This is a genomic window from Streptomyces sp. NRRL F-2580, from assembly GCF_000720115.1.
Classification (GTDB): domain Bacteria; phylum Actinomycetota; class Actinomycetes; order Streptomycetales; family Streptomycetaceae; genus Streptomyces.
Genome location: NZ_JOIR01000012.1, coordinates 38,451 through 51,269, shown reverse-complemented (window position 1 = coordinate 51,269; position 12,819 = coordinate 38,451). Strand labels below are relative to the sequence as shown.

Sequence of the window (12,819 nt, the reverse complement as noted above, 5' to 3'; positions counted from 1 at the left end):
CCGCCTAGCGGTCCGTGGCTCCGGGCGGCGCGGTCCGAAGGATCGTCCCGACCGCCCGGTTGATCTCGTCCCCCGTGAGATCGGCCCGGGCGGTCAGCCGCAGCCGGGAGATGCCGTCCGGCACCGACGGCGGACGGAAGCACCCCACGGACAGACCTGCCTCGCGGCAGTCGGCGGCCCAGCGCAGTGCCGCCGACGCCGACGGGGCCCGTACCGACACCACGGCCGCGTCCGGCCGGGCCGCGGTCAGGCCGGACGCGGTGAGCCGCCCGTACAGCCGGTCGGCCACCTCGCGGGCGCGGCCCGCCCGCTCCGGTTCCCGCCGCAGCAGGCGCAGGCTCGCCAGCGCCGCGCCCGCGGCGGCCGGGGCCAGCCCGGTGTCGAAGATGAAGGTGCGCGCCGTGTTGATCAGGTGTCTGATCACCTTGGCCGGACCGAGCACGGCTCCGCCCTGGCTGCCCAGGGACTTCGAGAGGGTCAGTGTCGCGACCACGTAGGGCGCGCCCGCGAGCCCGGCGGCGTGCAGTGCGCCGCGGCCGCCCTCGCCGAGCACGCCCAGTCCGTGCGCGTCGTCCACGATCAGGGCCGCGCCCTCGTCGCGGCAGGCGGCGGCGTACCCGACGAGCGGGGCGGCGTCCCCGTCCACGGAGAACACCGAGTCGCTGACCAGCAGCGCCCGGCCGTCGTGCGCGGCGAGCGTCTTGCGCGCGGTGTCCGGGTCGGAGTGCGGGATCACGGCGGTCTCGGCGCGCGAGAGGCGGCAGCCGTCGACGATCGAGGCGTGGTTGCCGGCGTCGGAGACGACCAGCGTCCCCCAGTCGCCGAGCGCGGTGACGGCGGCGAGGTTGGCCGCGTACCCGGAGGAGAGGACCAGCGCGGCCTCGAAGCCGCAGAAGTCGGCGAGCTCCCGCTCCAGCTCCGCGTGCAGCTCGGTCGTCCCCGTCACCAGACGGGAACCGGTGGCTCCGGCGCCCCAGCGCTCGGCCGCCTCCCGTGCCCCGCGGATGGTCTCGGGGTGCCGGGACAGGCCCAGGTAGTCGTTGCTCGCGAGGTCCAGGAGCGGCGACACCGGCGGCCGCGGGCGGAGCGTGCGGACCAGCCCCGCCTGTTCCCGCGCGCTCTCCGCGGCATCGATCCAGGCGAAGACATCCTCGGGCTCGGGGGTGTGCTGGGGCATCGGCATGTCCTCGTGTTTTGTCGGCAGTCCACAGACCTGCCCGACCCTAGCGGCCGTGACTTGTGCGCCAGGTGTGGTGATACACACACACCCATCCGGCCATGTTGTGCGATCTCTCCTTGGCCGGGATGGGTGCTGTGGTCCAGGATCGGGTGCATGGACCTGCTGAACACCCTGGTGGACAAGGGGCTGCGGCGCGAGCTGCCGACCCGCGAAGAAGCGCTCGCCGTACTGGCGACTTCTGACGACGAACTGCTCGACGTGGTGGCCGCGGCCGGCAAGGTGCGCCGCCAGTGGTTCGGGCGTCGGGTCAAGCTGAACTACCTGGTCAACCTGAAGTCGGGCCTGTGCCCGGAGGACTGCTCCTACTGCTCCCAGCGCCTGGGGTCGAAGGCGGAGATCCTCAAGTACACGTGGCTGAAGCCGGAAGAGGCCTCCCAGGCCGCCGCCGCCGGTGTCGCGGGCGGCGCGAAGCGGGTCTGCCTCGTCGCGAGCGGCCGCGGGCCGACGGACCGGGACGTGGACCGGGTCGGCAAGACCATCGAGGCGATCAAGGAGCAGAACGAGGGCATCGAGGTCTGCGCGTGCCTCGGCCTGCTCTCGGACGGCCAGGCGGAGCGGCTGCGCGACGCCGGCGCGGATGCCTACAACCACAACCTCAACACGTCCGAGGCGACGTACGGGGCGATCACCAAGACCCACACCTACGCGGACCGGGTCGACACCGTACAGAAGGCGCACGCCGCCGGCCTGTCCGCGTGCTCCGGTCTGATCGCGGGCATGGGCGAGACCGACGAGGACCTGGTCGACGTCGTCTTCTCGCTGCGCGAGCTGGACGCGGACTCGGTCCCGGTCAACTTCCTGATCCCCTTCGAGGGCACCCCGCTGGCCAAGGAGTGGAACCTCACCCCGCAGCGGTGCCTGCGGATCCTGGCGATGGCGCGGTTCGTCTGCCCCGACGTCGAGGTCCGCCTCGCCGGCGGGCGCGAGGTGCACCTGCGCTCGCTGCAGCCGCTGGCCCTGCACGTGGTCAACTCGATCTTCCTGGGCGACTACCTGACCAGTGAGGGCCAGGCCGGTCAGGCCGACCTCGACATGATCGCGGACGCCGGTTTCGAGGTGGAGGGCGCCGGTACGTCGACCCTTCCCGCGCACCGCTCCGACGCGGCGGCCGCTGCCACCGGAGGCTGCGGCTCGAACGGCGGCGCCCCGGTCTGCGGTTCGGGCGCGGCCCCGGCCGACGACGCCCAGGCGGTGGGCTGCGGCTCGGCGTGCGGCGGCTGCTCCGGGCACGGGCCCGCTGAGGCGAAGCCCGTACCGGCCCAGGCCGAGGCCGGCGAGGTCCGGCCGGAGCTGGTGGCCGTACGCCGCCGCGGCGCGGGAACGGACATCGCTCCCAATGCCTGATCGGCTCCACCCGCTCGACGCGCCGTCGTCCGGCGCGGAACTGCTCGCACTGGACCGGCAGCACGTCTGGCACCCGTACGGTCCGATGCCCGGCCGGCAGGAGCCGCTGGTCATCGCCTCCGCCTCGGGTGTGCGGCTGCGCCTCGCCGAGCCCTCCCAGGGGGAGGGTCACGAGGAGCTGGTCGACGGCATGTCCTCCTGGTGGTCGGCCATCCACGGCTACAACCACCCGGTGCTCAACGAGGCCGTGACCACGCAGCTGGGCCGCATGTCGCACGTGATGTTCGGCGGGCTCACCCATGAGCCCGCCGTCCGGCTCGCCACGAAGCTCGTCGAGATCACGCCGCCGGGGCTGGAGCACGTCTTCCTCTCCGACTCGGGCTCGGTGGCCGTCGAGGTCGCGGTCAAGATGTGCCTGCAGTACTGGCGTTCGGTGGGCCGGACGGGCAAGACCCGGCTGCTGACCTGGCGCGGTGGGTACCACGGGGACACCTGGCAGCCGATGGCCGTCTGCGACCCCGAGGGCGGCATGCACGAGCTGTGGCAGGGTCACCTGCCGCGGCAGGTCTTCGCGGACGCGCCGCCCGGCGGTTTCGACACGCCCGTGGACCCGGCGTACGCGGACCACCTGCGATCCCTGATCGCCGCGCACGCCGACGAACTGGCCGCCGTCATCGTGGAGCCGGTCGTTCAGGGCGCCGGTGGCATGCGCTTCCACCACCCGGGGTACCTGCGGGTGCTGCGCGAGCTGTGCGACGAGTACGGCGTCCTCCTCATCCTGGACGAGATCGCGACGGGCTTCGGCCGGACCGGCGCGCTCTTCGCCGCCGACCACGCCGGGATCACCCCGGACGTGATGTGCCTGGGCAAGTCGCTGACCGGCGGCTACCTCACCCTCGCGGCGACCCTGTGCACGGAACGGGTCGCCGACGGGATCTCGCAGGGCGAGGTGCCCGTCCTCGCGCACGGGCCGACCTTCATGGGCAATCCGCTCGCCTCGGCGGTGGCGCTCGCCTCGATCGAACTCCTCCTCGGGCAGGACTGGGCGACCGACGTCAAGCGGATCGAGGCCGGGCTGCGCGAAGGCTTGGCCGCCGCGGCCGGGATCCCCGGCGTGCGGGACGTACGCGTCCTGGGCGCCATCGGCGTGGTGCAGCTGGACCACGAGGTCGACGTGGCCACCGCGACCCGGGCGGCGGTGCGCGAGGGCGTGTGGCTGCGCCCGTTCCGGGACCTGATCTATGTGATGCCGCCGTTCGTCACCGGCGAGGCGGATGTGACCCGTATCTGCCGCGCGGTGTGCGCGGCGGCGCAGGAAGGCTGAGATGTCCGTAGTGATGGTGTCCGGGACGGGCACCGAAATCGGCAAGACGGTGGTCACCTCGGCGATCGCGGCCGCCGCGATCGCGGCCGGCCGCTCGGTGGCGGTGCTCAAGCCCGCACAGACGGGCGTCGGTCCGCAGGAGCCCGGGGACGCCGCGGAGGCGGTCCGCCTGGCCGGCTCCGCGGTCACCGCGGTGGAACTGGCCCGCTATCCGGAGCCCTTGGCCCCGCACACGGCGGCCCGCCGCGCGGGGCTGCCGGCCCTCGCCCCGGCGGAGATCGCGGAGGCCGCGCGGCAGCTGTCCGAGGTGCACGACCTGGTCCTGGTCGAGGGCGCGGGCGGGCTGTTGGTCCACTTCGACGACGAGGGCAACACCCTGGCCGACGCGGCCCGGCTGCTCGGCGCGCCGACCGTGATCGTCGCCCCGGCGGGCCTCGGAACCCTCAACTCCACCGCCCTCACGGCGGAAGCCCTGCGAGCCCGCGACCTGACCCCGCTGGGCGTGGTCGTCGGCAGCTGGCCGCGGAACCCGGACCTGGCGGCCCGCTGCAACCTGGCGGACCTCCCGACGGCCTCGGCCCTGCCCCTGCTGGGCGCGATCCCGGAGGGCTCGGGCGCCCTCTCCCCCACCGAGTTCCGCGCATCGGCCCCGACCTGGCTGGCCCCACCCCTCTCGGGCACCTGGTCGGCACAATCCTTCCTCACCACCTGGTCCCCCCCGGCCTACACCCTCACCAACGCCTGACCTCCGGCCCCCGCCGGGCCCCGCCCGCGTTCGCGGCGCGGGCCCGGCGCCCGTGGCGAAGCCCCGATCTTCCACCTCCGCCGCCCCACCCAGCCCCGCCGGCGTTTGAGGCGCGGGGTCCGGGGCGGAGCCCCGATCTTCCACCTCCGCCGCACCATCCAGCCCCGGGCGTCACAAATCCAGCCCCGCCGGCGTTTGAGGCGCGGGGCCCGGGGCGGAGCCCCGTTCTTTCAGCCCCGCCGGCGTTTGAGGCGCGAGCCCGGGGCCGAGCCCCGGCAGTCGGACCGCAAGGGATGAGGCCCCGCCGACAGGGCACGCTGAAGGTACCGGCACATCCGCCCCCGGGAGGTCCGTCATGCCGCGCCCCCGCAAGAACCGCACGCTCCACACCACCCGCACCACCCCACCCCACGACCCCGTCCACCACCCGGTCTTCGCCCGCTTCTACGCCCGCGCGAGCAAAGCCGCCGAGACCCGCGCCGGCATCGCCCCCCTCCGCCGCGAGCTGCTGCACGGCGTCTCCGGCCGCGTCATCGAGATCGGCGCCGGCAACGGCCTGAACTTCCCGCACTACCCCCGCGCCGTCTCCGAGGTCGTCGCCGTCGAACCAGAGCGCACCCTCCGCCGCCTGGCGTCCTCCGCCGCGCTCCGCTGCGAGGTCCCCGTGGACGTCGTACCGGCCGCCGCCGAGGCCCTCCCGGTCAAGAGCGAGGCCTTCGACGTCGCCGTCGCCTCGCTGGTGCTGTGCACCGTACGGGACCTGCCCCGCTCCCTCGCCGAACTGCACCGCGTGCTCCGCCCCGGCGCCGAGCTGCGCTTCTTCGAGCACGGCCGCGCGCCCGGCCCGGGCATGGCCGCCGTCCAGCGCACGCTGGACCGGACCGTCTGGCCCCGGCTCTTCGGCGGCTGCCACACCGCGCGCGACCCGCTCGCCGCCATCGAGGCGGCCGGTTTCCGGATCGTCTCGCAGCGGCGCGTGCGGCTGCCCGAGCGCGGTCCGGCCCTGCCGACCTCCTACTGCGTCATCGGGTCGGCCCGCCGAGAGGCTTGACCCAGCGCTTCCACTGGTCCTGGGGCCCGTAGCCCGCGGCCTCCCAGGCCAGGTGGGCCCGCTCGTTGCGGACGAGCACCATCGCGTCCGCCCGCCGCCCGCCGAGCGCCACGAAGCGCTCCTCGGCGGCGGCCAGCAGCGCGGTCCCGATCCCCTGGCGCCGGTGGCCGGGGTGCACCGCGAGCCGGTAGAGGTGGCAGCGCCAGCCGTCGAACCCCGCGATCACCGTGCCGACGAGCTCTCCGTCGCGCCGCGCGAGCAGCAGCGCCTGCGGATCACGTTCGTGGAGGCGCTCGACCCCGGCCAGGTCGTCGCTGATACTCGTTCCCTCGGCGGCGGCCTGCCAGAAGTCCAGCACGGCGCCGAGGTCGGCCGCCGACGCCGGTCCGATCTGAAGATCACTCATGTCCGGATCCCATCATCCGGCCACGCTCCACCAAAAGAATGATCCGTTCCCTTTGCCCGTCCTTTACCATGTGGGCAAAGGTCCCTCTTGAGTGAAAGGTGTGAGCGTCCGCCCATGGGCGAGCCTCCCGGTCCCCGACACAGCCGTCCGCGATACCGCGCGGTCCCCCTCCTCCTGCCCGATCATGGGACGGAGGTGATCGACCGATGACCGAGGTGCTCCTGCTCGTCGTGGCACTGCTGCTCTGCGTCGCCTGCGGAGTCTTCGTCGCGGCCGAGTTCTCGCTGACGACCGTGGAACGGAGCGAGCTCGAGCGGGCCGTCGAGCGCGGCGAGCGCGGGGCCGACAGCGCCCTGGCCGCCGTCCGCACCCTGACGTTCCAGCTCTCCGGCGCCCAGCTCGGCATCACCGTGACCGGCCTGGTCATCGGCATGATCTCCAAGCCGTCGATCTCCACCCTGCTCCGGGGCCCGTTCGAGGCGATGGGCCTGCCGGCCGCCGCCGCGTCCTCCACCGCCCTGGTCCTCGGCACCGTCGTGTCGACCGTGGTGCTGATGGTCGTCGGCGAGCTGGTGCCCAAGAACTGGGCCATCTCCTCCCCGCTGGCGATCGCCAAGCGCGTGGCGACGGCGCAGCGCGTCTTCAGCCGGGCCTTCCGGCCCCTGATCAGCCACCTCAACACCACCGCGAACCACATGGTGCGCCGTCTCGGCATGGAGCCGGCCGAGGAGCTGGCCTCCGCGCGCACGCCGCAGGAGCTGGTCGCCCTGGCGCGGCACTCCGCGAAGGAGGGCGCCCTGGAGAAGGACACAGCCGAGCTGTTCGTGCGGACCCTGAACCTGGCCGACCTGACCGCCGAGAACGTGATGACCCCGCGTGTCCAGGTCACCGCCCTCGACGTGCAGGCCACCGCCGAGGACGTGGCGAATGCGACGCTCGCCACCGGCCTGTCCCGCTTCCCCGTCTACCGGGGGAGCCTGGACACCGTCGTCGGCACCGTCCACATCAAGGACGTGCTGGCGCTGCCCGCCGAGGAGCGCCGCCGCCGTCCGGTGTCGCAGCTGCTGCGCGAGCCCCTCCTCGTACCGGAGTCCCTGACCGTGGACCGGCTGCTGGACCGGCTGTCCGGCAAGCAGACGATGGCCGTGGTCATCGACGAGTACGGCGGCACGGCCGGCGTGGCCACGCTGGAGGACATCGTCGAGGAGGTCGTCGGCGAGGTCCGCGACGAGCACGACCCGCACGAGACCCCGGACCTGGCCCCGGCCGGTACGGACGACTCCGGGCGCCTCCTCTACTCCGCCGACGGCGCCGCGCGCACCGATCAGCTCCAGCGGATCGGCCTGCGGGTGCCGGACGGTCCGTACGAGACGCTGGCCGGTCTGATAGCGACCGAGCTGGGCCGGATCCCGGCCGTCGGCGACCAGCTGGAACTGGACGGCTGGCGCCTGGACGTCGTGGACGCCGGCGGACGCCGGGCGGCGCGGGTGCTGCTGCACGCGCCGGCCGGGCGCGCCGGGGGAACGGAGGAGGCCCGATGACCGTCATCCAGCTGCTGATCGGCCTGGCGACCCTGGTCGTCAACGCCTTCTTCGTCGGTGCGGAGTTCGCGCTGATCTCGGTCCGGCGGAGCCAGATCGAGCCGTACGCCGAGCAGGGCGACCGGCGTGCCCGCGCCGTCCTGTGGGGCCTGGAGCACGTGTCGGCGCTGATGGCGGCGGCGCAGCTGGGCATCACGCTGTGCACCCTGGTGCTGGGTGTGGTGGCCGAGCCGGCCATCGCGCACCTGCTGACCCCGCTGTTCGACCTCGTCGGGGTACCCGACGGGCTGACGCACGCGATCTCCTTCGCGGTGGCGCTGTCGCTGGCGACGTACCTGCACATGCTCTTCGGCGAGATGGTGCCGAAGAACGTGGCGCTTTCCGAGCCGGTGCGCACCGCGCTGCTGCTGGGGCCGCCGCTGGTGACCCTCACCCGGGCACTGCGGCCGGTGATCTTCGCGATCAACGCCTTCGCCAACGTCCTGCTGCGACTGCTGCGGGTGGAGGTGAAGAACGAGATCGCGGCGAGCTTCTCGGACGACGAGCTGGCACGGATGGTCAAGGACTCCAGTGACGCGGGTCTGCTCGACGACCGCGCGAGCGAGCGCCTGCACGACGCCCTGGAGCTGGGCCGGCGGCCGGTGACCGATGTGGTGCTGCCGGCGGACCGGGTGGTCTCTGCCCGCGTGGGCATCACTCCCGCCGGCCTGGAGCGGCTGTCGGCCGAGTCCGGGTACTCCCGGTTCCCGGTGATCGACGAGCAGGACCGGATCCTGGGCTACCTGCACGTGAAGGACGCCCTGGACGCGGACGGGGAAGCGCGGAGCGAGCCGTTCCCGGTGTCGGAGCTGCGGCCGATCGCCCAGGTGCGGGAGGAGACCCCGCTGGACGACGTACTGACCGCCATGCGGCGCAGCCGTACGCACCTGGCGGCGGTGCTCGGGGCGGAGGATGCCATGGCGGGCCTGGTGACGATGGAGGACGTGCTGCGGGAGCTGTTCGGAAGGCCCGCGCCCGCCTGATCCCTGGGGTGAGGTGTGGTCCCCGGCCCTGCGGGGCCGGGGTACCACGCGGTAACATCACTCCGCCATGGAGATGAATGCCTCTTACACCAGTTTCGTCGCGATCGGCGACTCCTTCACCGAGGGCATGTCGGACCTGCTTCCAGACGGCTCCTACCGGGGCTGGGCCGATCTGCTGGCCGCCCGCCTCGCCGCGCGCGAGCCGGGCTTCCGCTACGCCAACCTCGCGGTCCGCGGGAAGCTGATCGGCCAGATCGCCGAGGACCAGGCCCCGGTGGCGGCGGCGATGGGCGCCGACGTGGTGACCCTGGTGGGCGGGCTGAACGACGCGCTGCGCCCCAAGGTGGACATGGGCCGCGTCCGCGGCCACCTGGAGGCGGCGGTGGAAACCCTCGCTCCGTCCTGCAAGCACCTCGTCCTCATGCGCTCCCCGGGGCGCAACGGTCCGGTGATGGAACGCTTCCGGCCGCGCATGGAGGAGCTCTTCCTCATCATCGAGGAGCTCGCCGCCCGGCACGGCGCCTTGGTGGTCGACCTGTACGGGGCCTCCGCGCTCGGCGATCAGCGGATGTGGGACGTGGACCGGCTGCACCTGACGGCGGAGGGGCACCGCCGGGTCGCCGAGGCCGTCTGGCAGACCCTGGGCCTGCCCGCCGAGGAGGACTGGCGCACGGAACTGCCCGCCGCCGCACCCCCCGGCTGGACGGTGCGCCGGGCCCAGGACGTGAGCTTCGCCCGGCAGCACCTGATCCCCTGGATCGGCCGCCGCCTGACGGGCCGCTCCTCCGGGGACGGCCGCCCGGCCAAGCGCCCGGAGCTGCTGCCGTACGGGGACGCGCCGCTCTCGTAGCAAGCCACAATCGCGAGCGGTGGCCCTACCTGCGTAAACGCACAGCGGCAGCCCAAGTAGAATCCTTCCACGTGACTGCCAAGCCCCGCATCCCCAATGTCCTGGCCGGCCGCTACGCCTCCGCGGAGCTCGCCGTCCTGTGGTCCCCCGAGTACAAGGTGACGCTGGAGCGGCGGCTGTGGCTCGCCGTGCTGCGCGCCCAGAAGGACCTCGGTATCGAGGTCCCGGACGCGGCCCTCGCCGACTACGAGCGCGTCCTGGAGACCGTCGACCTCGCCTCCATCGCCGAGCGCGAGAAGGTCACCCGGCACGACGTGAAGGCCCGCATCGAGGAGTTCAACGCCCTCGCCGGTCACGAGCACGTCCACAAGGGCATGACCTCGCGCGACCTCACCGAGAACGTCGAGCAGCTGCAGATCCGGCTCTCGCTGGAGCTGGCCCGCGACCGCACGGTGGCGGTCCTCGCCCGCCTCGGCAAGCTGGCCGCCGAGCACGCCGAGCTGGTCATGGCCGGCCGCTCCCACAACGTGGCCGCGCAGGCCACCACCCTGGGCAAGCGCTTCGCCACCGCAGCCGACGAGCTGCTCGTCGCCTACGACCGCCTGGAGAACCTCCTCGGCCGCTACCCGCTGCGCGGGATCAAGGGCCCGGTGGGCACCGCCCAGGACATGCTCGACCTGCTCGGCGGCGACGCCGCCAAGCTCGCCGACCTGGAGCAGCGGATCGCCGCCCACCTCGGCTTCGCCCAGGCCTTCACCTCGGTCGGCCAGGTCTACCCGCGCTCGCTCGACTACGACGTCGTCACCGCGCTCGTGCAGCTGGCCGCCGCCCCTTCGTCGATCGCCAAGACGATCCGCCTGATGGCCGGCCACGAGCTGGTCACCGAGGGCTTCAAGCCCGGCCAGGTCGGCTCCTCCGCGATGCCGCACAAGATGAACACCCGCTCCTGCGAGCGCGTGAACGGCCTGATGGTCATCCTGCGCGGCTACGCCTCGATGACCGGCGAGCTGGCCGGCGACCAGTGGAACGAGGGCGACGTCTCCTGCTCCGTGGTCCGCCGGGTCGCCCTGCCGGACGCGTTCTTCGCCTTCGACGGCCTGCTGGAGACCTTCCTGACGGTCCTCGACGAGTTCGGCGCCTTCCCGGCCGTCGTCGCCCGCGAGCTGGACCGCTACCTGCCCTTCCTCGCGACCACCAAGGTCCTGATGGGCGCGGTGCGGGCCGGCGTCGGCCGCGAGGCCGCCCACGAGGTCATCAAGGAGCACGCGGTGGCCTCCGCGCTCGCCATGCGCGAGCAGGGCGCCGAGCGCAATGAGCTGCTGGACAAGCTGGCCGCCGACGAGCGGATGCCCCTGGACCGGGCCCAGCTCGACGCCCTCATGGCCGACAAGCTGTCCTTCACGGGCGCCGCGGGCGACCAGGTCGCGACCGTGGTCTCCCGGATCGAGGCGATCGCCAAGCAGCACCCGGAGGCCGCCGGGTACGCGCCGGGGTCGATCCTCTGACCCCCGAAGAGCTGACCGCCGCCCGCGACCGCGTCCTCCCGGACGTGGTCGCGGGCGGTCTGCGTGTGTTGTTCTGCGGGATCAACCCCGGGCTCCTCTCCGCCGCGACGGGCCACCACTTCGCCCGCCCCGGCAACCGGTTCTGGCCGGTCCTGCACCTCTCGGGCTTCACCCCCCGCCGACTGGCCCCGGCGGAACAGGAGGAACTCCTCACCTACCGCCTCGGCATCACCAACGTCGTGGCCCGGGCCACCGCCCGCGCGGACGAACTGAGCGCCGAGGAGTTCCGCGAGGGCGGCCGCATCCTGACGGCCAAGGTGGAACTCCTGCGCCCCCAGTGGCTGGCGGTGGTAGGAGTGACGGCCTACCGCACCGCCTTCGGCGAGCGGAAGGCGCAGATCGGCCCCCAGGAACGGACCATCGGCTCCACCCGCATCTGGGCCCTCCCCAACCCGAGCGGCCTCAACGCCCACTGGACCGCCGAGTCCATGGCCCAGGAGTACGCCCGCCTCCGCGCCGCCGCCGAGACCCCCGAGCTCCCCGAGCGCTAGGGCGGGTCGATCACGGTGACCCCTGCCATCAGCAGGTAGGGGTCCCCCTCGGCCCCCTGCGCCACGTAGGCCACCAGCCACTGCTCGCCGGCCCGCCACAGGTGCACGTGGTCGGTGCTGTCGCTCAGCTCGTCCCACGGCTCCGGTATCTCCTCCCCGTCGAGCGCCCTTTCCAGCAGCGATCCGAGGCTGAAGACCTGCGGGTCTCCCCACCGGTCGGAGAGCGACCGGGTGAGCGCCCCGTACTCGGCGTTGATCTGGTCGGTCGCCTCGGTCCGGCCCGCGCCGCCGTCCTCCCAGAAGTCCGCGGTCCGGCCGACCCGGACGAGGTGGTAACCCGGGCCGCTGCTCTGCCCGCCGGACCAGACCGGCTCGGTGGGGAACTCCCGCACCCGGAGCCGGTCGATCATGTCGAGATGCTCTGCCGTGGTCATACCGTCAGTATCCCGACCACCACTGACAACTGGCCCGTCGTCACGCGTCCCGGCGCCGCACCGAGACCCACCCGCCGATGACCGCGACGGCCGCCCACAGCGCCATCACACCGAGTCCCGTCCAGGGTCCGACGAGGTCACCGGCCTCCATCCGCATCATCATCTGCCCGGCCCGGTCCGGCAGGAGCTGGGCCGCGCCCTCGGCACTCGCTCCGATGACGAAGGACACCAGCAGCACGAAGGGTATGAGCAGGCTCAACACGGCCGCCGCGCTCCGCAGGACGGCCGTCAGTCCCGCCGCGAACAGCGTCATCAGCGCCAGGTACATCCCGCAGCCGAACACGGACCGGACGGTGCCCGGGTCACCCAGCTCCATGGCGTACGGCCCCATGAACGACTGGCCGGCGACGAAGGTGACGAGGGCGGTGACCTCCCCCATCACGAAGGCGAGTACCCCCACCATGGCCATCTTCGACAGGTAGAAGCGGGTGCGGTTCGGCACGGCGGCCAGCGAGGTGCGCAGAGCTCCGTTGTGGAACTCGGCGGACAGCGCGTTCGCTCCGAAGGCCATCGCCGCTATCTGGCCGAAGTTGAGTCCGTAGTAAGCCGCGAGGAGCCTGTCGTCACCCATGCTGCCCTCTTCGGACTGGCCTATCGCCGCGGCGGTGAGCGCCTGGATCCCGGCGGTGGCGACGAAGACGGTGATGTAGGCGCCTATGGTGCCGCGGAGGGACCGCAGCTTGATCCATTCCGAGTGCAGGACGGGCAGGGTGGGCAGAGCAGCGCTCATGGCGAACCTCCTGAGT

General features: G+C 73.0%; 13 protein-coding genes. 9 read left to right on the top strand and 4 right to left on the bottom strand.

The features are described from left to right. Positions 1 to 4: 4 nt before the first annotated feature. Positions 5 to 1,177, bottom strand: a complete 1,173-nt coding sequence (locus tag IF88_RS0115770) for an 8-amino-7-oxononanoate synthase (RefSeq protein ID WP_030711509.1) — start codon at positions 1,175 to 1,177, stop codon at positions 5 to 7. A 156-nt stretch (positions 1,178 to 1,333) separates the two neighbouring features. Between IF88_RS0115770 and bioB the strand changes: the two genes are divergently transcribed. The 4 genes from bioB (at position 1,334) to IF88_RS0115750 (ending at position 5,704) form a co-directional block, all read left to right on the top strand. Beyond that, positions 1,334 to 2,584: a biotin synthase BioB gene (bioB, locus tag IF88_RS0115765; RefSeq protein ID WP_030711507.1), complete on the top strand. Its 1,251-nt coding sequence runs from the start codon at positions 1,334 to 1,336 to the stop codon at positions 2,582 to 2,584. Then, positions 2,577 to 3,908, top strand: coding sequence for an adenosylmethionine--8-amino-7-oxononanoate transaminase (locus IF88_RS0115760; RefSeq protein WP_030711505.1), 1,332 nt, complete (start codon positions 2,577 to 2,579; stop codon positions 3,906 to 3,908). The genes bioB and IF88_RS0115760 overlap by 8 nt, the downstream gene beginning before the upstream one ends. A 1-nt stretch (position 3,909) precedes the next feature. Then, positions 3,910 to 4,653, top strand: a complete 744-nt coding sequence (gene bioD / locus IF88_RS0115755) for a dethiobiotin synthase (protein ID WP_030711503.1) — start codon at positions 3,910 to 3,912, stop codon at positions 4,651 to 4,653. 355 nt (positions 4,654 to 5,008) lie between these two features. Continuing rightward, positions 5,009 to 5,704, top strand: a complete 696-nt coding sequence (locus IF88_RS0115750; protein WP_037806039.1) for a class I SAM-dependent methyltransferase — start codon at positions 5,009 to 5,011, stop codon at positions 5,702 to 5,704. Here IF88_RS0115750 and IF88_RS0115745 read toward each other — a convergent pair. Then, positions 5,676 to 6,110: a GNAT family N-acetyltransferase gene (locus IF88_RS0115745; protein ID WP_030711499.1), complete on the bottom strand. Its 435-nt coding sequence runs from the start codon at positions 6,108 to 6,110 to the stop codon at positions 5,676 to 5,678. The two genes, IF88_RS0115750 and IF88_RS0115745, sit on opposite strands and share 29 nt — an antisense overlap. Positions 6,111 to 6,316: 206 nt before the next feature. On the opposite strand from IF88_RS0115745, the gene IF88_RS0115740 reads away from it, so the two are divergent. The 5 genes from IF88_RS0115740 to mug all read left to right on the top strand — a co-directional run bounded on the left by IF88_RS0115740 (position 6,317) and on the right by mug (position 11,579). After that, the gene (locus IF88_RS0115740; protein WP_030711497.1) at positions 6,317 to 7,651 is read left to right on the top strand and encodes a hemolysin family protein; all 1,335 of its coding nucleotides are present in this window, start codon (positions 6,317 to 6,319) and stop codon (positions 7,649 to 7,651) included. Further along, the gene (locus tag IF88_RS0115735) at positions 7,648 to 8,673 is read left to right on the top strand and encodes a hemolysin family protein (RefSeq protein ID WP_030711495.1); all 1,026 of its coding nucleotides are present in this window, start codon (positions 7,648 to 7,650) and stop codon (positions 8,671 to 8,673) included. Before IF88_RS0115740 ends, IF88_RS0115735 begins: the two co-directional genes overlap by 4 nt. 67 nt (positions 8,674 to 8,740) lie before the next feature. After that, positions 8,741 to 9,523: an SGNH/GDSL hydrolase family protein gene (locus IF88_RS0115730; protein WP_030711494.1), complete on the top strand. Its 783-nt coding sequence runs from the start codon at positions 8,741 to 8,743 to the stop codon at positions 9,521 to 9,523. Between the two features lie 71 nt (positions 9,524 to 9,594). Beyond that, complete coding sequence (gene purB, locus IF88_RS0115725; protein WP_030711492.1) at positions 9,595 to 11,028, top strand: adenylosuccinate lyase; 1,434 nt, start codon at positions 9,595 to 9,597, stop codon at positions 11,026 to 11,028. Beyond that, positions 11,025 to 11,579 carry a G/U mismatch-specific DNA glycosylase gene (gene mug, locus IF88_RS0115720; protein WP_037806036.1) on the top strand — a complete coding sequence of 185 codons (555 nt, stop codon included), beginning with the start codon at positions 11,025 to 11,027 and terminating at the stop codon, positions 11,577 to 11,579. Before purB ends, mug begins: the two co-directional genes overlap by 4 nt. Here the strand turns inward: mug and IF88_RS0115715 are convergent. Together IF88_RS0115715 and IF88_RS0115710 are read right to left on the bottom strand one after the other, a co-directional pair. Beyond that, complete coding sequence (locus IF88_RS0115715) at positions 11,576 to 12,013, bottom strand: hypothetical protein (RefSeq protein ID WP_030711488.1); 438 nt, start codon at positions 12,011 to 12,013, stop codon at positions 11,576 to 11,578. The genes mug and IF88_RS0115715 overlap by 4 nt on opposite strands. A gap of 40 nt (positions 12,014 to 12,053) precedes the next feature. Beyond that, complete coding sequence (locus tag IF88_RS0115710) at positions 12,054 to 12,803, bottom strand: ABC transporter permease (RefSeq protein ID WP_030711486.1); 750 nt, start codon at positions 12,801 to 12,803, stop codon at positions 12,054 to 12,056. Between the last annotated feature and the right edge of the window lie 16 nt (positions 12,804 to 12,819).